Consider the following 20,614-nt stretch of genomic DNA (forward strand, 5'->3'; position numbering starts at 1 on the left):
AGGTTTTACCTTACGTGGTTTTACCCGCCGTAAACATCTGCATTTTATCCGTGCTGTCTGCCAGCGCATGAAAATACTTCAGCGAATCTTCGTAATTCGCCAGATAAAAATCATCACCCGGGGCGTGCCCCAGTACATCAACCGGAGCCGGTATGGTATGGTTTTGTGCCAGTACCGGCGCAGAGGTACCAAGCAGGCCACTGATCATCAAACCCAGAGCCAGCTTTCTAAAGGATTTAACGGGCTTTGCTGTGAAAAACGCCCCGTTGGAAATAGTCATATTTGTTCCTTTTTTAATGTTGTTATCCGGCAACCGCACTGTAGTGCCATTGCCTGAGTGTCCGTCAGAAGAAGTCTTTACGTACGGTTATACCAACTGTTCTGGGTTGAGCGCTACTGGCAAACACATTGGGATATGATGAACTGCCACTGATATAGGTTATGGCGTTCTTGTCGAACAGGTTGTTCACGTACAGCGATAAACCCCAGCCGTTGTCGTAGTTATCCAGATTGAAGCGGACATTTGCCAGGGTGTAGCTGTCGAGCTTCAGATAATAGGTGTCGTCGGGTCGCAGTTCAGAGTAGGAAGAGCCCACATAATTGGCATCGGCACGGACCGAACCGTCGAAGCCGTCAATCAGGGCCGGCAGCGTCCATGTCGCTGCAATCATAGCGGTTACTTCAGGTATGTAAGGAATACGGTCACCATCCTGACCCGGCGCTAAAATCACATCGCTGACCTGATCGGCGGTTAACTCAGCACTCAGGAAATTCATATTTCCGGTAAGCAGGAAGTCATCTGTTACGCGCCAGCCACTTTCCAGCTCAAGGCCGGTGATTTGCGCTGTCCCTGCATTGGATAAGAAGGAGAACGCGCCGTCTGTCGTCCGCCCGCGCACCTGCATGTTTTCCCAGTCAATCAGGTAAGCCGCAGCATTAAATTGCACATCGCGGTCTAGCCAGGAGCTTTTGAAACCGGCTTCATAGTTCCACAAAGAATCTGACTGATAGCCGGTAAGCATTTCTTCCAGTCCGATGACGTTATTCGCACCGCCGGGACGAAACCCTTCTGCTGCAGTGGCATAGACCATCATGTCAGCATCAACTTCCCACGCCGCGTTAAATTTGAACATAAAGTCACTTTCGGAAAATTCCTGCGACGTGCGGGGCTTCTCAAACGCGTTGATCAGTTCCCATGCATCAGTGGTTTCACCGGTGACGACTTTGGCGTAATCAAACCAGCGGGTACCCACGGTCAGTGCCAGCTTGTCTGTCGTATGCCAGGTGACCTCGCCAAACACCGCTTTTTGCTCAAGATCATCCAGAATATACCGGCGGTAGAACAGCTCCATCGGCTCGATCAGCTCGCCGGTTGCAGCGTCAGCTGCGCCATCCTGAGATTGTACGTAGTCATTCCGTTTCTGATAGAAGGCACCGACGGTCCAGTCAATGGCGGTTTCCATATTTGAAGTCAGCCGGATTTCGTGGGTCTTGTTGGTCATATACCCTTTGTGCTGCAACACTGCCGGCGTCAGCCCGTTGACGTAATCGTAGTATTCCGTCAGGGTCGCTTCATCACAGGCCGTACCGTCGTTCCAGCGCGACTGACAGCGGTCTTCTGTGAGGTAGGTGTCGATGTAATAACTGTCGTCCATGTTGAACTCAGTCCAGCGCTTAAAATAGCCGGTAGTGGCAGTAAGCGTGGCAAAATCCATCTCCCAGTTCAGCGTGGCGCTGTATAACTTAGTTGTATCTTCAAAAGGCTGGTTGATTTGTGATACCGATTCAAATTCACCAACTGTGGGATGCCACTGGCCGTTACCGGCTTCTGTGGAGTCCATCAGGTACATGGCGTCCAGCGTGATATCTTCACTTGGGGTGTACCGCAACATGATACGCCCCCCTTCTTTGTCGTAATCATTGGTGTCTTCGATGCCAAGAAACGTGTTATCGACATAACCGTCACTGGATTTCTTGAAACCGACCACACGGGCATCCAGTACACCTTCGATCAGCGGCACGTTCACCATGGCATCAACTGATGACGTTGTGCCACCATGCTCAATGGTACCGGTTGATAACTCTACCGCGCCTTCGAAATCATCAATGGGCTTGTTAAAGATAGTACGGATAGCACCACCCATTGAGCCTGCGCCGTACAATGTGCCTTGTGGTCCGCGAACCACTTCAACACGGTTTACGTCGAATAATGACGCCATCGGAGGGCGGCCTCCGGCATTGCTGCTAACCCCCACTGAGCCACTCAGCGGCGTTTCATCATAGTAAATACCCACCGTTCCTTCGCCCGGTGCTGTTACGCCACGTAAACTGATACGCTGATTACCGGGGCTGCTTTCCTCAATACGCATTCCCGGCACCATCTTCGTGAACTCGCTCACACTGGTGATCCCCGTGCGCTTCAACGTTTTGCCTGACAATGCGGATATCGCCACCGGCGTTTCCTGCAGTGTGGTGGTGCGGCGGGTGGCGGTAACCTCTATACGCTCCAGCAGGTCAGAATCTGACTGACTGGCCGGTGTTGTGGCATTTGCCGGTTCCTGAGCAAATGCAGCACCGGAAGTCATCGCCGCAGTGACGAAAAAGCACAGTGCGGAACGTTTGAAAAGCGGAGAAAGAGAAGCAGTGTGTGTGGCTTTCATTATCGCATCCTTATGCAGGTAGTATTTTAATAGGTATATACATTTAAGGATTGCGGGTGCAATAAGTCTGCCTTTGATACTTTTGTATAGTGTGAGTATCCTGTTTATCGCGTTGAATTTCGTATTTATGAGGATGGCTTTACTAATATTTCAGTTAAAGTGCAGCGGGGCTTTCAGTTTTTATAGATATATACAAGATAATTTCTGGTGAATAAATATGCTATTTAGCTGAATGTTGAGCTTGGAGAGTGCAACTTGCACTAATGTTGGGCGGAGGGGCTTGCGGCGGGAAAACACGGAGGCGCGGTACTAACCACACGCCTCAACAATCATGACATCCACGCCATGCTGCCTGATACGTTGCACGGCTTCAGGGTTAGCCTGGCTGTCGGTGATTACAATGTCTACTTCCTCCAGACCACAGAAAAGGAGGTTGCCTTTCACACCGATTTTGGTGCTGTCAGCCAGTACCACCAGTTTGTCAGCCCGTTTGCGAAGCTTCTGTTCTGCGAGGATCAGCAGCGGGTCGGTTTCCATGATGCCAAATTCGCTGACGCCCGGTGACCCCATGAACATCATACTGCCCCGGTATTTTTGCGTCGTATCGTTTTCAAACGAGCTGAGAATAATACTCTGGTGGCGGTAAACCTGTCCGCCGGGCAGGGCAACCTGATTCTGGCTGCTTTCCAGCAGTTCGTGGGCAAGAATGAATGAGTTAGTCAGGATGTTCAGTTTTCTGTCCGCCAGGAACTCGGCCATCATGAACGTCGATGTACCACCGTTTATAATGATGGCTTCACCGTCCTGAACGAGCTGGGTGGCTGCTTTGGCAATCATCCGCTTAGTGTTCGCATTACGGCTTCTGTCCTGCGCAAAAATGCTGGCAGATAGCCCGGGTTTGCTATCCCGTACCGCATTCTCTTTTACCTGCGCACCGCCACGAATTTTGCGAATTTTATCCAGTGCCGCCAGCTTGACTAAATCCCTGCGGATGGTGGCTTCTGACGATTTTAACTGTGAGCAGAGATCTTTCACACTGAGAAATTCGGTTTCATCCAGGGCACTGATGATCAGTTGATGCCGTTGTTTTTCAAGCATGTGCGGTCTTCTTATTTTTCCGTAAATAACGAAGGGGCTACGAACCCCGGTTTATCCTGCCGTTTCCGGACGGGCAGTAGTTTCTGTGTCGCGGAGCCGGTTTAAAGCCTCTGTGAAAGCGGGTTCCGGCACTATGGCTCCCGGAAACCGGATAATGGTGGCCGCCACGTCAGCCCCCTGCTGCGCGGCCTGACGTACGCTTTTTCCGTCGAGGCGTGCTGCCAGATAGCCGCCGGTAAATCCGTCACCCGCCGAGGTGGTATCGACAACATGGGCTACCGGTGTCACGGGAATGGTCACCATAGTTTCATTAAACAGCACGCGTATCTGGTCGGTTCCGTTCTTCGCAACAACTTCTTTCACGCCCCAGCCAGCTACAATATCCATCACATCAAAACAGTCTTTGTGACCGAAAAGCAGTTTGTGTTCATCCATGCCGGGAAAGGCGATATCAGCAATACGGTAAGCCCGTCGGGTCCATACTGCGGCTTCATCAACAGATGCCCACAGTTGCGGCCGGTAGTTAGGATCGAATGCTACTCTGGTGCCGCTTTCTCTTGCCTGATGCAGCCAGTCGAACAATAAAGCCCGTTGGGTTTCATCCAGCACCGCCAGTGTAATTCCGCTCAGATAAATTAAATCTGCCTGCGGTAAAGGTGATGGTTCTGAGCCGGTGAGGGTTTGCTGCCACAGCGTTACCCACTCCCTTGCTGCCGCGTCATTGCGCCAGTACTGAAAGCTTCTTTCTCCGCTGGCGTCGGTATGAATGGCGTAGAGTCCCGGCCCCTTTTCGGTGTGGGTGAGTATGAAGCCGGTGTTGATGCCTTCATCACCCATGGCCTGTTTCATTGCCATGCTAAAGGGATCCCGCCCCACAGCGGTGAGCATGCTCACCTCGCAGGCGGGCAGGCAGCGCTTGAGATATACCGCCGTGTTGTAAACATCGCCGGCAAAACTCTGCCTGAACAATCCGGGTTCCGCGCGGGATAATTCCACCATCACTTCGCCGGCAAGCAGGCAGTGCGGGGTGGTTGTGGTAAAAAGCGTATCTGCTGTCACAGGCTCTGACCTAATTGCTTACCCGTTCAAGCTGATAGGCATCTTTATAGATGCCTCTGGCTGCTTCTTTAACCATTTCAGCCACTTTAGGCACGGCGGTTTTGGGAAATACAGCGGCCGGTGCGGTGATACCCACCGATGCCACTACGGTGCCCAGGCTATTGCGCACAGGTACAGCAACACAACGTACGTCCTTGTTATATTCTCTTTCGTCAACGGCATAGCCTAATGCCCGTACCCGGTTAAGTTCTTTGCGCAAATCGGCGATGTTAGTGATAGTAAACGGCGTATGCTGTTCCATAGGGTGTTCGGCCAGCAACAGTTCCAGATTGTCGTAATACAAAAACGCCAGAAACACCTTTCCTGTTGAAGAGCAGTGCATTTGGGCTTCTACCCCCGGGCGCTTGGATACCATCAACGGATTCGGGCTGTCGAACACTTCGACGATCAGCGCTTTACCGTGATTCGGTACAGCCAGATGCGCAGTATGACCGGTACGCAGAGCCAGACGCTGAATATGGGGAATGGCCATTTGCTGCATACGATCTGAGTGAATGATTTGCAGACCCAACTGCATCAGATTGGCACCACAGAAGTAAATTTTGCCGCGCTTTTCCAGCATCTCTTCGGCGACCAGCGTACGGAGTAAACGGAAAACCGTGGTTCGCGGCAGGTCCAGTGCAGCTTCCAGTTCCTGCATGGTCATGCCGCGATCTCTGCTGGCCAGCAAGCGGAAAACTTCGCAGGCATGCACCACACTGGGTATCAAATATCGTTCTGTCATAACTGTGTCCTTTTTTGCTATGTAGCTAACCTTTATCCGCTGCCGGAAGGGAACTGCCAATCCCGCCCGGTACGAGTTACCGGGCTAAGAAGCCGCCATCCACGGCCAGAATGTGTCCGTTGATGTAATTGCTTGCTGCGCTGGCAAGAAAAACGGCTGCCCCCTGTAAGTCCTGCGCCTCGCCCCAGCGGTTAGCAGGAATACGCTTAAGAATTTCAGTGCTGCGGTTTTCGTCATCCTGCAGGGCCTGAGTATTGTCGGTACGGATGTAGCCCGGTGCAATGGCATTAACCTGCACATTATGCGCGCCCCATTCATTGGCCAGCGCTTTGGTTAAACCGGCAATGGCGTGTTTGCTGGCGGTATAGGCGGGAACCGTAATGCCTCCGCTGTAGCTCAGCATCGATGCAATGTTGATAATTTTCCCCGACTGGCGCTCTACCATGGTTTTGCCGATGGCCTGCGACAAAATAAATGCAGAATCAATATTCACCCGCATCACTTCCTGCCACTTATCCAGCGGAAAATCAGTTGCCGGTGCCCGGAAAATCGTTCCGCCGTTATTGAGCAGAATATCCACGTCGCCATACACAGATAACGCTTCTTCAGCGAGGGCCAGTGTTGCATCAGCGTCACTTAAATTGGCTGACAATGCGGTGGCTTCGCCACCGTTATCGCGGATTTGGGCAACAGTATCGTCACATCCGCCGGCGCGGCTGCTGGCACAGATCACTCTGGCGCCTGCACTGGCAAGCCCGGTGGCGAGGGCCTGGCCTATGCCACGGCTCGCGCCTGTCACCAGGGCTGTTTTGTTCGTTAAATCAAATGAAACAGACATAACCGGTTTCCTTAAGGTTGGTGTGCTCTGGCCACTTCTACGGCGTAAACGTGCACCGGGCCATGCATATTGGAACGGAAGACCACCCACTTGTTATCAGGGGTAAAGGTAACGTTAGGTTCGAGGCGGTAGTCGTGGTCAGCCATATTGACCAGACGCTCTGCCTGTAAGGTTGCCGGTTTAATCAATAACGCTGCATCAGGGGCACTGATCCCGGCCACATCGTTTATTGGCTCATCTCTGAACAGATAAATCCATTTGCCGTCTTTGGCTCTGGCAACCATTTCTTCATCGCCACCGTCACCGGCAAACAGCTTGCCGTCGGGAGAAATGTTGAAATGCACTGACCAGTAATCCCTTGGCATGTGTCGCCAGATACGCTCTCCTGAGGAAAGATCGACACTGGCTAACCAGAACACTTCCCCGCGGGGCGTTTGTAAGTCGTAGAAAATACGGCTGCCGCTGTGGTCAAAGAATTCATGACCGGCAATTTCCATGTTCATGCTGCGGGAGTGCATTTTTTGAATATGGCTGCCATCCACATTCATCGTCCAGATGCGATCCACTTTATGCCAGGGGCCTTCATGGCAAAACATGATTTTGTCCGGGTCAGCGGGGGAGAACTGAATGTGATTCAGCCAGTCAGTCGCTTTGTGAATAGTTCGTTGTTCGCCGGTTTGGGTATCCACCACAAACATTTCCATGGGAATACGTGCTTCCAGCCGCTCGTTAATGCGCACTTCTTTGGCTTCTGCAAAGGTCAGCGGTTTGCCATCTTTACCGGTCGCTTCATAGCGTGCTTCGAAACGGGCGTGGCGGGGACCGGATTCAATGCTGTATTCGCGCTCTGCAAATGCACCGATGAGCAGGCTTTCATCCTTATTGATGGAATGAATTTTTCCCCGCGGTACGGTGGCAACATGCCGGACCCGGCCATTGTCTATATTGATAGCCAGAACTTCTGTGGGCTGTTGCAGCTCATTTTTGGCAACGACTTCACCACTTCCGGCACCTTCTATACGGGTCACATATACATCACGGCTGGCAGGGCCCATGAACAAAATGCCCGCGTCAGGGTCTTCAAACAGCCGTTTAACTGTCCCGTCTTTCAGATTAACAACGGCGACCCCTCTGGGGTTATCCACCGAAATAACCATGCTGTTGCCATCTGCGCTGTAGGCATTTTGATGAAAGTACAGCGAGCGGGAACCGGGTTCTTCTGACAGGCGTATTACCCGGTGGCCGGTGTCTTTATCAATCCATGATTTGGGAATGTCTTCAGCATTGACTGCCGGAGACAAAGCCCCGGCCATCAGGGCAACCGCTGCGGTGAACAATGTTCTACACATTGGCATTTTCATGACGACTCCCCGCTGACGAACCGTTGTCCTGTGCAATACCAACCGTGTTATTACCCCACAAGTCGCGGTAAGCGAAGCCTGATAAGTCTTCGACAATGGCTTTGTTTTCTTCGCTTGTCGGTGTGGTTGCTCCGCGCTTTAAGTGCTCAATTTCATTCATCAGCACTTCGTGGGTTTCTTTGGATAACTTAAATTTAGTCGAGACCCAAAAGCCGAAAATGAGTACCAACACCGGGCCAATGGCGAGCATCAGGACGATGGTGGAAATGGCCTGGCTGCTTTGGGTTTCAGCACCGGAAATAAAGCCGCCGGCTTCCAGAATAATACCCACAGACATCACTGCAACGGCCTGGGTTGCTTTACGGATAAAGGTCATCACGCCGGCAAAGCTGCCCTCACGGCGACGTGCGGTCACAATCTGGTCCACATCAGCCATGTAATTGTAAGTGTTCCACGGAATGTAATTCAGTGCTCCCCGGCCTAATCCGGCAACAATGACGCCAAGCATCAGCCACATGAAGTTAAAGTTATCGGTGGTGATATACATGGCAACCAGAGACACAATGGCAATGATGTAAAGTAAAATGGCAACCCGGTAACTGGGGGCCGGACCAAATTTCATCACCATGGGGATCGCGACTGCGACGGCAAAGAGCTGTGCAACATAGGTTACGGCCATCATTTCTGATGCAATGACCACAGAACCTCCTATAGCGAACACCACGAAATACGTGAACACGGCATTAAATACGTCCTGACTGATGTAACCACCCAGATACATACCCAGGTGCAGCCTGAAGGCACGGATTTTCATGGTAGAGGTAAGGTTGGTGTACAGCGCTTTGAGCGTGCCGGAAACCGTCCAGCCTTTGCCTTTGGTCAACTCCTGTTCCCCGACTTCCTTGACGTCCCGTTCCCAGGTGAAAAGCCATACGGTGAACACAACCACCATAAACAGCAAGGAGAAAATGACACCCATGATTAAGAAGGTGGAGGCTGACTCTTTGCCACCCACTGCGCTGACTATCCAGCTTGGCAAAATGCCGGCCAGGATGGCTGACACCTGACCCGTCAGAATGCGGGCACCGGCCAGTTTGGCTTTTTTCTTGTAGTCATCTGTCATTTCTGCTGCAAGGGTTTCATAAGGAATGATGACCGCCGCGTAGACCAGCTCGAAAAAGACATACGTCACGAGGTAATACAGATAATGCTGACCACTCACCCACATCAATGCAAAGCTGGGTAACAGAGGAATGGAGAAGATAAGAAATACCCGGCGGCGTCCGAAACGACGCCCCAGTTTAGTATTGCCTAATCCATCAGAAATATGACCAATAAGCGGGCTTGCCACTGCATCGAGTATACGGGCGATGGCGAAAATACTGGCGGCCTGAACGGCTGACAAGCCGCAGAATGTGGTATAGAAAAATAATATCCAGCCACTGATCACGGCCATGGAGCCGGCCCCGAGAATATCATTGAGGCCGTATGCTACGTAGTTTACCGGTTTGAGTTCGCGTCGTGCCATGGTGCGCTCCTCCTTGATTAAATCAATCAGATGTATGCGTTCATGTACTCAACGAGTGCCAGAATCGCCATGGACTGGCCGTAAGGCATCGACGTCAACGGAATATCCTTGTAGCCCTGCAGGGTGTCAAACACTGGTGTACCAAACGAGACCTGCTGTAATTCGCCGGTTTCATCGATGTTTTCAAGCACGGCTTTAATGGCTTTTTCTGCACAGGGACGATATTTATCGCTGATGTAGCCTTTGCGTACCGCTTTTAAGATGCCATATGCGAAACCGGCAGCGGCAGACGCTTCAAGGTAAGAAGTAGGGTCATCCAGCAGTGTGTGCCACAAACCGCTTTCATGCTGTGTTTCGACCAGTGCTTTAACCTGGGCCTCCAGGGTTTCAATCAAAAACAATCGCAGTGCATCGGTTTCAGGGAGATCCAGCAGCTCTATAAACTCAGGAATGGCAATGGTGACCCAGCAATTACCACGGGCCCACAGTGCATCAGCGAAGTTGTGACGGCCGTCGAATGTCCAGCCGTGGAACCATAATCCGGTTTTACGATCAGCCAGGTATTTGGTGTGTACCATAAACTGGCGCTTAGCTTCTTCAACATAGTGAGGACGGTCGAGTAGCAAGCCGATTTTTGCCAGCGGCATAACACTCATCATCAGCGTGTCATCCCACATTTGCTGGTAGTTTACCGAGTTGAAAACAATATGCTGAATACCATTTTCTTCAGTGCGTGGAATACCATCCATGATCCATTCGGCCCACACATCCAGATACGGCAGATAGCTGCGGTTGCCCGTACGTTCCTGCATGTATGCCAGTGTCAGGAACGGCGACATGGTGTTAACGTTTTTCGTTGGAGTACCTTCCGCAAAGCGGTTAGCAAACCAGTCTTCTATAATTTCACGGGCCTTATCGTCGCCGGTGATATCCCAATATTTAAGCAAGCCATATAAACCAATGCCGTGGGTCCATTCCCAGTCATTCCAGCCTTTGGTGTCTATAACTCTGCCGTCTTCCAGCTTTAGTAAGAATTCTCCGGTTTCATCGGTGATGTTCACCAGGTTGTCGATGAGTTTGTCTATGTTCTGCCGGACGGTGGAATACGCGATGTCGTTAACTAATGCAGGCATGATAAGTCCTTCTTTAAAACCAAACGGGTAACGGCGTTACCAAAATAATCAATTTCAATCACGTTACCTCGATTTACATTGGCTTAACATCGAAATGTTAAAATATGTGACATTAATTTCACATTTGAAACAGAGGGTTCAGAGAAGTGAAATCAAAAAAGGAAGGACGTTGAAAAAAGGGCGGCAAAACTGCCGCCCGAAGGGTAGGTTTGACTGACACAAACCTTTTCCACACACTGTTGCGCTTTACCGGTGAAAGCGCGTCATTCTACGACAGCGCTGACTTCACCAGCGCCAGATTCTGAATAGCGGCCAGGCCCCACTGGGCGGCATCATTTGTCGATACCCAGGCGGCTTCATCAACGGGGTTTAGCACATCAGGACCCGTTACCCGGGTTGTGCCAATGGATTTCTCTCCACCCCATTCCTGCCTGAATTCTTTCCAGGCCCGTCTGGCCAGTTCAGGATCATTTTCCTGCGCAGCCACATAGGCGGTTAACCGCGAGTGGGCCACGGTAAGACTGTTGCCGCGCATCACTTTCCCCAGCGCAGCTTCCTGCTCTTCATCCGGTGCGCTGTAAAGCCGGCCGTATTTAAGCCAGGCTTCCCGGTAAGCCGGAATATCGATGAGCTGATTTAGTTCTGTGGACATTTCGATGAGGCCGAACACTGAACTTAAATGAGACAGGGTTGGGTCAGCTTCAGGGTAAGGTACTAACGCCTGTTTCTCAGGATCATACCCAAATGCACCGGCGAAAAAGCCCTGAGGGTGATTGCCGATGACTGTCATGGCATCCGCAAGACGTGCTCGGTACTTATCATCGCCGGTACGCTCCCAGGCAGTCAGCCAGTTTGCGGCGGCAGAGCCCCAGTCTGTGCCGGCTCCCATTTTCGCCAGGCCGGGGATTGGATTGGTTCTTTCTACCTTGCGGGTGGGGTTGAGCACGGCCAGCACTTTATCTGCATCTGTCACTTCGCTGAGGACGTCACCTGTACGGTCATCGCCGGTAATGAAATAATGAAAACGGCGATAAGACGCGGTGCTGATCCGCATTTGCTTGGCACTGCATCCCCAGTGCTGCACATTGTGACGGGTGCCTAATCCTTTAAACCGGCCAGCGTGATAAATGTCCACATCGCGGTTGTGGCGGGTCATTCGTTCAGCCAGATGGAAGGTGGTGGGATCGCCGGTGCGCAGGAAGGAGTACCAGAGCCACAGGTCTGGCGATAGCTCTGAGTTATCCCAGGCATATCCGCCTATGTCATAGCGCCACACATGCCGGTCGCTGTCGTAGGTATGCATAATGTCGCCATAGTTCCAGAACCCGTACCAGTGACGTTGCTCCACTTGCCCGGCATAGTATTCCACTTGCCAGGCCAGGCGATCTTCAATCTTCTTCATGGCAGGGGTTGATGAGTCCGGTAAGCTCCAGGAGCCGCCGAATACTTTGGCTGCCAGGTAGTCCTGCGGTGCGGCAATGAGTCTGGCCGGTTCGCGGATTGCCGCCGCTATGTCAATGGTTTGCTGGCGGGATGGCGTACTGCCGGTTACGGCCAGGGTAAATTCTGTGGTGCGCGCAATACCATGCGCGTCGCCGAATCCGGGCTCGTAGTCTTCGTAGATAATATTCAGGGCATCGAGTTGTTTGTCGTAGGTATCCTGACCCATGCCGTCATGGTAAAAACGTAAATCCATCGCGGGGGCTTCAGGAGAGTAGAACCAGATAGTGGCAGAAGATTCATCCTGACCGGTGTCCCGTAAATCAATTTGCACCGGGTGCAATTGCCAGAAATCCCGCATACCAAACAGGATCCCGCCGGACACGCCTCCCAGGTAGCCAGCGCCGCTGGCGCGATGTCCCTGATCTGAACCAATCCAGCCATGACCGGCTTTCGTACGTTTGCGGATTTCGAAACCGTTTGCCGTTGTCTGGGTGAGCGTGACATCGTTCCACACGGGAATGTAATGCAAACGGCTGGTTACCCGTTCATCCCACTCTGACTCAGGTGGCAGAGCTATACCCTCAATTTGTGCTTTCCGGACCGCTTCACCCGGGTCACGGCGCAGCCCGGTGATGCCTCTTACTGCCTCGCCCCATAAACCGTTGTCTGCGCCCACTAAGCGAACGTGGCGGTTGTAAAGCTCGTCTCTTTGCACCACCTTAAACCTGAGACCTAAACCACTGATAAAGTCGGATTCTGCATCTCCGTCGAAGATAAATGAATGGGTGAGTTGTACGGTTTCACCGCCTGCATAAGCGTACATGCGTAACGTGAAAGGTAGCCAGTCACGCTGTGATGCAGTGCGGTTTATGCCGGTTACTTTAATTACCGCCCGCACCGGACCGCTTTGTTCCACAACGACCTGTTGAATTTGAGATTCAAAATGCTCATTGGTGGCGTCGTTATCAGGCGAAGCTTTGCGCATCCCCACCAGTTTGGCGTCTTTCCCCGTTACCTTGCCATCGCGGGAGAGCGTGCTGATTAACGACGAACCTTTTTTGGGGACAGAAAACTGAATGACACCGGTGTTTACATTGATGTGCTGATTCGATTCATCAACAGATACCGCCTTAGCTGGCGTGGCGGGTTTACCTTTCACTATTTTACACGCATCACCGCATCGGGCGTCTGCCGGAATAGCATGAGCAGTCCACTTAACCGAGCCATCGGGCCAGTAAGCCGTGGGCCATGATTGCAATGGTATTTGCGTGCCTGACTCATGAACCAGCGATAATGGCGTTTCAACTTGTAATTCGCCGCGGGGCCAGGGATAGCCAAACGTTGTGCCCGGTTGATAAGCGGGTTGTTCTCCTTCCAGCCAGCTCAGTGCACCGGGCAGTCGTGTTACCGGCTTTATTGCCTGTTGCCCTGTTGCCTGTCCCGCTACCGTTGAAGCACAACCTGTTGCTGACAATGCAAAAGGTACGGACGCCGCCATACTGCTGTTAACGATGAATTGCCGTCTGTCCATGAGATTCCTTTAATACCAAATCTGAAACTAAAAATATTAACCGCTTGTTAATCTTTGTTTAACTTCTATCATACGAGAACGAAAATAACACTATTTGACCGGTTGTGATTGCCAGTGAATCGTCAAAGAGTTTCACATTTGAAAAATAGTGTTATGGCACACGGAGGGAGTATGGTTTCAGTCAGAACGTATTTTGCTGCAGGCGCTTTATTTTTACTGGTCTGTGGCTGTAGTGGGAATGCAACATCGGGGATGACTGCCAGTGCGCAGGTGGTGGAAGAAAAATGGACAAAAGGCGACATTATTTATCAAAACCCCTTATCCCGGGAGAAGGATATGGCGGGCTGGCGTATGGAAGGTCCGGGCCAGACAGCCTTTCAGAATGGTTGGATGCAAATGTGGTCGCCCGACGAAGCGGGTCACCATGTGTTCTGGATGCCTGAGACGCTGCCTGACAGTTTCATTGCAGAGTGGGATGCGCAGGCGCTGAAAACAGATGCGGGACTGGTTATAGTGTTTTTTGCCGCAAAAGGCATACAAGGTGAAGACATTTTTGATGCAAGCCTTACTCCGAGGGATGGCACATTCACCCAATATACCAACGGGGATATTCGCAGTTACCATATTTCTTATTACGCGAACGCTGCGCACAATCCGGCAAGGGGACACGCTAATCTGCGCAAAAACAACACATTCTCGTTACTGCAACAAGGTAAGCCCGGCATAGCGGCAACAGATACCCGCATCAATCATATTCGCTTAGTGAAACATAAGAATCATATTCAACTTTCAATCAACGGGCGCACCGTTATCGATTACACCGATGATATGCCCGTGGTAGACGGCATCGACACCGGCCCGCCGTTACAGGACGGGAAACTCGGCTTCCGGCAAATGCAGTGGACAAAGTTTCAGTACCGCGATTTGAAAATTTGGGCGCTAAAAGGAGCTGGCCATGGGGAATAACAATAGACAATGTCTTTCCCGGCGGGATTTCCTGCTCGCCTCATCGTCAGTAGCCTTGCTGGCTGCATGTCAGCAATCTTCAGTTATCAACTCATCACGGGCCGGTATGAATACGCAGTCGTTTAAGACCAATACGCCTTTTGCTATGCCGGATATCATTGTTCCCGACTTTGCTCATACGCCGGAGTTTGATATCCGCGCCTTTGGTGCCATTGCGGGTGATAAGCACGCCAACAACCGGGCGATCGCAAGTGCAATTGATGCCGCCCATCAGGCTGGTGGCGGCCGGGTGATTATTCCTCAGGGTGAGTGGGTGTGCGGTAAAATCCATTTAAAAAGCTTTGTGAATTTGCACGTCCGGAAAGGTGCTCAGCTTACTTTTTCGGGGGATCCGAAAGATTACTTACCCGCTGTAAAAACATCCTGGGAAGGCATGGAGTGTTATAACTACTCGCCGCTTATTTACGCTTACGGATGCGAGCACATTGCGCTTAGCGGTGAAGGCAAGCTTTTTGCCAACCTGGATACCTGGAAAATCTGGTATAAGCGTCCGCCTGAACATATGCAGGCGCTGGCGAACCTTTATCATATGGCAGCGAAAGGCGAGCCGGTTGAAGTCCGTAAAATGGATTATGAAGGTGCCAACCTGCGTCCTCACTTCGTGCATTTCAATCGCTGTAAACACGTACTGGTAGAAGATATTGATATCGAAAACAGCCCGTTCTGGGTACTGCATCCTTACATGAGTGAGCATGTAGTCATCCGCGGCGTTTCGGTAAAAGCGTACGGGCACAATAATGACGGCGTTGACCCCGAAATGACACAGAATCTGCTGATTGAACATTGTGAGTTTGACCAGGGGGATGATGCAATAGCCATTAAGGCTGGCAGAAATCAGGACGCCTGGCGCTTAAACATGCCGTGCAAAAACGTGGTCATCCGGCATTGCCGGATAAAGCGGGCTCATCAGCTAATCGCCATAGGCAGTGAATTATCCGGTGGTATTGAAAATGTGTTTGTTGATGATTGCCATTTTGAAGGCGGCGCAGCGTTTAAGTATGAAGGCACGGGCAATCTGATGCTGATCAAAACCAATGAGCGCAGAGGCGGTTATGTACGAAATGTAGTGGTACAGAATATCACCGCACCTGCCATCAACGGCGGCGCACTGACCATAGCAACAGATGTACTGTATCAGTGGAAAGATCTTGTACCCACTTACGAGCGCAAACTAACGGCTATCTCCGGCATTCATTTGCAGAACGTCCGGGTGGGCAAAGCCGGGTATGTGTGTAAGATAGAAGGTCAGGCAGAAATGCCGGTCAGCAACGTTACACTCAGCAATGTGGTTGCAGAAAACACCCGCGAAGAGGCGGTTCAGAACGTTAATGTTGGTGGTTTTGAGTGGTATAACGCATAAATTATCAGCAATGGTGGCAGGATAACTACTGCCACCTTGTCTACTCAACCGGCGTCAAAAACTCATAAAAACCGGCAACACCGGCTTCAAGAAAGCTGTCTACCGGGCCGAATTCTTCTTCGCCTGAAAGGTAAAGCGCTTCACGGCCTTTTTCCAGCAGTGTGCAGGCCACTTCATCTTCTTCAGCGGTTTCCATGTAGGCGTTTTTCTCTGCCGTGAAGTATTCCGGCGATTTTACATGGAATGCTTTCGGATAATAAAACTCTACGTGGTTAGTACAGTGTCGCGGACCGTCCGGATATACAGTGCTGACAACCAGTACTTCGGGATACCACTCAATCATGATGTTGGGATAGATAAAGCACCAAATCGCACCGTACCGGGGGAGGTTGCCGGCGAAGCGCTCAGCCAGCGCATCCTGGAAATGGCGGTAGTGAGGTGTTGTCGCTTTCAGTAAATCCTGTCCCAGTCCTACTTTCTGAACTGAGAAATCATTGCCAAATTCCCATTCCAGGTCATCGGCTTTCACGTACTGTTTTAAACCCGGGTGCATAGAGAATACGTGGTAATTTTCCAGGTAAATCTCGATGAATGTCTTCCAGTTAAAGTTATAGCGGGCCGTTTCCAGATCAGCGAAAAAATAATCATCGAAGTTAATGTAACTGCTAAGACCCAGTGCTTCTAAGTCCATGTCCGGCGCGCGGTCGCGGAAGAGTAAGCCGTGCCAGTTTACCAGTGACTCTTTTTTCAGTGCACCGGTCTGCTTTTCGCCAAATTGCGGTGTGCCACGCAGCGTGCCCAGGTTGTCATAGCCCCAGCAATGTAACTTACAGATGATGTTTCGGGTGCGCCCGGCGCCTTCAAGCAGTTTTGCCTGTCTGTGCAGACAAACATTCGACACGATGTCGTAACCATCACCCTGATTAAAAAGCACATAGCGATCATTCAGGTGAGGCAGGGTAAAGTAGCTGAACTTTTCAGGTACCATAAGAGTGTGGCCTGCATAACGCAGCCCTTTTTCGAAGGCAAACTTAACCTCAGCATCGGATGATGCAGCGTCGAAATAGCTCTTCACCGGCGGATATTGAAATGCCATTGAGTTCTCCGGCAATGACAAAAAAGTAAGCTGCAAGTCAGGCTGGCAGAGTAGGATCCGGCTTACCCGAATTTGGCGCATTTTTACTCTGTAAATGAGTCCGCGTAAAGAATAATTTTTAAATAAAATGGTGTGAGGCTAACCGAAATCTCAAGTGTTGCTCTATTTGAGATAAAAAACCGGCTGCAGTGGCACGCTGACGGGGCTGTTATCGGGATTATGGTCCATGATGTCGCCCATATATGCCCACCATTTTTGCATTATTGCCTGCTCTGGCAGGGTATCCATTTTGTGACTTTCCGGGCGCTTAAGTGTGGCGAAGAGTTGCAGCGTTTGCGGATGCAGGAAAATGGAATAGTCTCCTATTCCGGCCTCTTTCAACAGCGTCACCAACTCCGGCCAGATTTCATCATGGCGTTTTTCATATTCCGCTTCAAAACCGGGGCGTAATTGCATTACAAATGCGATGGTTTCCAAAGGTTGCTCCTGGTAAGTAAACAAAGAAAGGCTTCCTGTCAGGAAGCCTTATGTAACATAGTTAGCTATGTCGGTCTCAGAACTGGTAAGTCACACCTACAGCGTACTCACGTCCGGACCACTGCAGATCTGATAAACGGTGCGGGCCTGCAGTATAAGTTTTCACTTCACCGGTTAAGTTACGACCGTCAGCGTATAAGCGCAGGTTTTCTGTGACGTTGTACACAATTTTTGCGTCCAGATAGCCGGAATCATCAACGAAGACGGGGTTCCCGGAACGGTCTGCCGGCGATGCCAGGTATTCGTCGCGATAGTTGTATGCAAGGCGAACACTCCACATATCCGTTTCATAGAACGCCGTCAGGTTATAGCTGTTTTCAGATTGTGACGGGAAGGGCAGTTCTTCACCGTTTAACTGGTTGAACAAACCAACATCATCAGCAGACATGCGGGTGTAGTTCACACTACCGCCGAAGCCGTCGAAGGGCGCCGGCAACCAGGTGAATACGGTGGAAGCCTGAAGCTCGATACCCTTGGTGGTTACACCTGAGCCATTGATTTTCTGGCGCACATCAAACAGACGGCCGTCGCCGAAGAAGTCCACGTCAAAACGGGTTTCTGCATCAATGATCCAACTGGTGATATCTTTGATGAAGTAAGCACCGGAGATGACTGAGTTCTCATCGGGATACCAGTTCAGTGAAATATCAAACTGATTCGCACGATACGGGTTCAGAGCGGGGTTACCGGCAGTACAGTAATCGTGAATATCATCTTCAACAGAGCGTCGTGTTTTATAAATGGTACAGTCAGCGTTCACGTTCAAGTCGGTGGTTTTTGGCCGTGACATAACTTTTGCTGCACCCATGTAAAGCACCAGCTCATTAGGAATGATACCGAGGTTCACGTTTATGCTTGGCAGCGTGTCGCTGTATTCACCGTCAACAGTTTTACGGCCCTCGAAATCCTCCGGATGATCCGGATCTTCCACACCTGCTAAGTCTTCGCCGGTAACCGGGTCTGTGAGAACATCACCATTCTCATCAACCTGGTCAACAATAATCCGCTCCCAAACGTTACCGTTTGCAGCCGTTTTCGTTTTAACGTACCGCACACCGGCATTACCCCAAAGACGCATTTCACCCACGTAAGTCTCGAAGTTACCCTGCAGATAGATGGCCTGGGTTTCTACCGATACGTCGTAGTTGCCCGAACGCACATCGAGATCTTCACGGGTTGTGTTGTCGTCCGAAATAGCCTGAATTGCATCAATGAAAGGCTGGGTATCAACGGCCTGATAAGAGCCTACGGTACTTACCGGTAAATCATAGCCGTCAAACAACTCATCTGACTGGAAAGTATTGCCGCTGATCAGCGCAATCTGATCATCAACGGTCCACTCAACACCATTATATTCCTGACCCACATCACGAATGATGTTGTACTGATAATCGGCGTTGATTTGTTCCTGTTTCGTGTACTGCACACCGGAGCGTACCATAGTGATGAAATCTGAATCCGGCACATAAGTGAAATCCAGTTTTGCCATGGTTTCGTCTGATTCATCGGTATGCGGTGCATATTTATAGCGTGAGCGTGAGCGGTAGCTGCCCGGGTCGTTTACATCAAAACGGTCGGAGGTATCGGTAGGGTCATCGGCATTATAAAAATAGCCGTCGTTGAAATCCCATTCCGGCATGCCTTCATCATTCAGCGTAACAGCAATGCCCGCAAGACCTTCGGCAGTAATATGGGTATCCCGGGAATCTATGTCCTGCTTAGAGTCTGATTTGGAGAGCAAGCCTTCTACGCTCCACACATCGGCATCATATTCAAACCCGGTTTCGAAAATAGACGTTGTCTGATCCCAGGCGAAATTCAGCGTACGGTTGGTTACACCGGCGGCAATGGTCTCAAAATAGGTCACATTGTGCTGGTCATCAACCACTACAGATGCCGGATCGACACGGGCGGCGGAACCTGATTCCAGGTGCAGGTTCAGGTCAGTTGCGGTCTTGTCACGGTCGTTATAGGTGTAACCCACATGTGTCTGGAAACGATCATTGAAACGGTACTGTACCATCAGGTTGGCGCTGATCCGGTCTTCCTCACGACCCCAGATACCGTAGCGGGGGATACGGGGTGAGAAGTCATACCATTGTTGCTCACACAGGTTCTGATCACTGGATGTGGCACAGTCTGCTTTGTCAGTAATGTCTGCAAAATCCTGATTCACGAACGTCTTTTCTGCGGTGTTGTCGTAATCATCGAACAGCATCCACTCGGTATTCCGGATAGCATGGATCATGGTGTTCTTTTTCTCACTGGTTACGTTCGCCAGTACACCAAAATCTTCATTAAATTTGTATACGCCAACAAAGTTAAAACGGTTATTGGGCTCGCCGGTAAGGTCGTTGTACTGGCCTTCGGCGTTCACAGACAGGAAGTTCTCAGTAAACTCGTTAGGTTTACGGGTGTTAACCTGCACGGTACCACCGATACCCCCTTCAGTTAGCCGGGCTTCTGAACCTTTAATTACATCCAGTGAGCGGATGAGTTCTGACGCCATGGCGCGGAAGTCGACACCACGGTCGCCGCCGAAGCCCTGGGCTGATACATTGTTAACTTCTACACGGAGCAAGCCGGGCTCAACGCCCCGGATACTGATTGACGCACCTTCACCAAAATCACGGTCAAGTTGAACGCCGGGAATACGTTGCAGGGCTTCACCCACGTTTTTGTCAGGGAACTGGCCTACATCTTCAGCTACAAGGGAGTCCATAATGGTGCCTGCCATCTTCTTACGGTCGATAGCGCCACGCTGACTGAAACGGATACCTTTGACTTCAATAACTTCTGTTTCGTCATCTGCATCTTCTGCTTCTGCAGTTTCAGCGTTATTGGCATTAGCAGTAGCGGACACCTTAATGGCGTCTTCCTGCTGCGTAGCGGTATTCTGCTGTGCAAATGCCGGGACTGCTGCCAGTGAAAGAGACGCACAGGATCCTGCAATCAGTATGTTTGAAATAAGTGTGGCAAGTGGCTTGCGGGCAAGGGTAGGGTTTTGCCCTGTGTTTCTTCTGTTGTCCTTGAAGTTTTTCATTTTAACCTCGATTTGCTGTTATCGGCCAAGTTCGATGTAAGTCTTCCGTACATGTTTTTAATATTTTGTTTACATCGAAAATGATGGTAATCCCGGCCCAAAAAGCCGTCAACACAG

Annotated in this window: 15 protein-coding genes; 2 read left to right on the plus strand and 13 right to left on the minus strand. The window is 50.9% G+C overall.

Annotation, left to right across the window (positions count from 1 at the left end; all coding sequences use genetic code 11):
* Window positions 1-10 precede the first annotated feature (10 nt).
* From AC4PME_RS04600 to AC4PME_RS04645, 10 genes are all read right to left on the minus strand, one after another.
* A complete protein-coding gene (locus tag AC4PME_RS04600) occupies window positions 11-280 on the minus strand; it encodes a hypothetical protein (protein ID WP_491045251.1) in 270 nt (89 codons plus the stop codon).
* A gap of 64 nt (window positions 281-344) precedes the next feature.
* Window positions 345-2,660, minus strand: a complete 2,316-nt coding sequence (locus AC4PME_RS04605; RefSeq protein WP_491045252.1) for a TonB-dependent receptor — start codon at window positions 2,658-2,660, stop codon at window positions 345-347.
* Between the two features lie 309 nt (window positions 2,661-2,969).
* A complete protein-coding gene (locus AC4PME_RS04610) occupies window positions 2,970-3,758 on the minus strand; it encodes a DeoR/GlpR family DNA-binding transcription regulator (RefSeq protein WP_119502768.1) in 789 nt (262 codons plus the stop codon).
* Between the two features lie 51 nt (window positions 3,759-3,809).
* Window positions 3,810-4,817, minus strand: coding sequence for a sugar kinase (locus AC4PME_RS04615; protein ID WP_491045253.1), 1,008 nt, complete (start codon window positions 4,815-4,817; stop codon window positions 3,810-3,812).
* A gap of 10 nt (window positions 4,818-4,827) precedes the next feature.
* Window positions 4,828-5,601, minus strand: a complete 774-nt coding sequence (locus tag AC4PME_RS04620; RefSeq protein ID WP_119502766.1) for an IclR family transcriptional regulator — start codon at window positions 5,599-5,601, stop codon at window positions 4,828-4,830.
* A 76-nt stretch (window positions 5,602-5,677) separates the two neighbouring features.
* A complete protein-coding gene (locus AC4PME_RS04625; RefSeq protein ID WP_491045254.1) occupies window positions 5,678-6,439 on the minus strand; it encodes a glucose 1-dehydrogenase in 762 nt (253 codons plus the stop codon).
* Window positions 6,440-6,450: 11 nt separating this feature from the next.
* Window positions 6,451-7,788 (minus strand): oligogalacturonate lyase family protein, encoded by a 1,338-nt coding sequence (locus AC4PME_RS04630; protein WP_491045255.1) that lies wholly within the window; start codon window positions 7,786-7,788, stop codon window positions 6,451-6,453.
* The gene (locus tag AC4PME_RS04635; protein ID WP_491045256.1) at window positions 7,781-9,328 is read right to left on the minus strand and encodes an MFS transporter; all 1,548 of its coding nucleotides are present in this window, start codon (window positions 9,326-9,328) and stop codon (window positions 7,781-7,783) included. The genes AC4PME_RS04630 and AC4PME_RS04635 overlap by 8 nt, the downstream gene beginning before the upstream one ends.
* A 26-nt stretch (window positions 9,329-9,354) precedes the next feature.
* Window positions 9,355-10,461: a beta-galactosidase BglB gene (bglB, locus tag AC4PME_RS04640; protein ID WP_491045257.1), complete on the minus strand. Its 1,107-nt coding sequence runs from the start codon at window positions 10,459-10,461 to the stop codon at window positions 9,355-9,357.
* A 268-nt stretch (window positions 10,462-10,729) separates the two neighbouring features.
* On the minus strand, window positions 10,730-13,435 hold the full coding sequence (locus tag AC4PME_RS04645) for an exo-rhamnogalacturonan lyase family protein (RefSeq protein ID WP_491045258.1): 2,706 nt from the start codon (window positions 13,433-13,435) through the stop codon (window positions 10,730-10,732).
* 171 nt (window positions 13,436-13,606) lie between these two features.
* On the opposite strand from AC4PME_RS04645, the gene AC4PME_RS04650 reads away from it, so the two are divergent.
* Both AC4PME_RS04650 and AC4PME_RS04655 read left to right on the plus strand, forming a co-directional pair.
* Window positions 13,607-14,401 carry a DUF1961 family protein gene (locus tag AC4PME_RS04650; RefSeq protein ID WP_491045259.1) on the plus strand — a complete coding sequence of 265 codons (795 nt, stop codon included), beginning with the start codon at window positions 13,607-13,609 and terminating at the stop codon, window positions 14,399-14,401.
* The gene (locus tag AC4PME_RS04655; RefSeq protein WP_491045260.1) at window positions 14,391-15,821 is read left to right on the plus strand and encodes a glycoside hydrolase family 28 protein; all 1,431 of its coding nucleotides are present in this window, start codon (window positions 14,391-14,393) and stop codon (window positions 15,819-15,821) included. Before AC4PME_RS04650 ends, AC4PME_RS04655 begins: the two co-directional genes overlap by 11 nt.
* Before the next feature lie 40 nt (window positions 15,822-15,861).
* Here the strand turns inward: AC4PME_RS04655 and AC4PME_RS04660 are convergent, their stop codons facing one another.
* From AC4PME_RS04660 to AC4PME_RS04670, 3 genes are all read right to left on the minus strand, one after another.
* Entirely contained in the window at window positions 15,862-16,917 is a 1,056-nt protein-coding gene (locus AC4PME_RS04660; protein WP_491045261.1) for an aromatic ring-hydroxylating oxygenase subunit alpha, read from the minus strand.
* A 162-nt stretch (window positions 16,918-17,079) separates the two neighbouring features.
* Window positions 17,080-17,394: an L-rhamnose mutarotase gene (rhaM, locus tag AC4PME_RS04665; RefSeq protein ID WP_491045262.1), complete on the minus strand. Its 315-nt coding sequence runs from the start codon at window positions 17,392-17,394 to the stop codon at window positions 17,080-17,082.
* Between the two features lie 76 nt (window positions 17,395-17,470).
* Complete coding sequence (locus tag AC4PME_RS04670; RefSeq protein ID WP_491045263.1) at window positions 17,471-20,497, minus strand: TonB-dependent receptor; 3,027 nt, start codon at window positions 20,495-20,497, stop codon at window positions 17,471-17,473.
* Window positions 20,498-20,614: the final 117 nt, after the last annotated feature.

This window comes from Alteromonas sp. (assembly GCF_984505615.1).

Coding starts and splice junctions, on each gene's coding strand:
- AC4PME_RS04600 (WP_491045251.1), bottom strand. CDS start 280: ATGACTATTTCCAACGGGGCGTTTTTCACAGCAAAGCCCGTTAAATCC.
- AC4PME_RS04605 (WP_491045252.1), bottom strand. CDS start 2,660: ATGAAAGCCACACACACTGCTTCTCTTTCTCCGCTTTTCAAACGTTCC.
- AC4PME_RS04610 (WP_119502768.1), bottom strand. CDS start 3,758: ATGCTTGAAAAACAACGGCATCAACTGATCATCAGTGCCCTGGATGAA.
- AC4PME_RS04620 (WP_119502766.1), bottom strand. CDS start 5,601: ATGACAGAACGATATTTGATACCCAGTGTGGTGCATGCCTGCGAAGTT.
- AC4PME_RS04625 (WP_491045254.1), bottom strand. CDS start 6,439: ATGTCTGTTTCATTTGATTTAACGAACAAAACAGCCCTGGTGACAGGC.
- AC4PME_RS04630 (WP_491045255.1), bottom strand. CDS start 7,788: ATGTGTAGAACATTGTTCACCGCAGCGGTTGCCCTGATGGCCGGGGCT.
- AC4PME_RS04635 (WP_491045256.1), bottom strand. CDS start 9,328: ATGGCACGACGCGAACTCAAACCGGTAAACTACGTAGCATACGGCCTC.
- bglB (WP_491045257.1), bottom strand. CDS start 10,461: ATGCCTGCATTAGTTAACGACATCGCGTATTCCACCGTCCGGCAGAAC.
- AC4PME_RS04645 (WP_491045258.1), bottom strand. CDS start 13,435: ATGGACAGACGGCAATTCATCGTTAACAGCAGTATGGCGGCGTCCGTA.
- AC4PME_RS04650 (WP_491045259.1), top strand. CDS start 13,607: ATGGTTTCAGTCAGAACGTATTTTGCTGCAGGCGCTTTATTTTTACTG.
- AC4PME_RS04655 (WP_491045260.1), top strand. CDS start 14,391: ATGGGGAATAACAATAGACAATGTCTTTCCCGGCGGGATTTCCTGCTC.
- AC4PME_RS04660 (WP_491045261.1), bottom strand. CDS start 16,917: ATGGCATTTCAATATCCGCCGGTGAAGAGCTATTTCGACGCTGCATCA.
- AC4PME_RS04670 (WP_491045263.1), bottom strand. CDS start 20,497: ATGAAAAACTTCAAGGACAACAGAAGAAACACAGGGCAAAACCCTACC.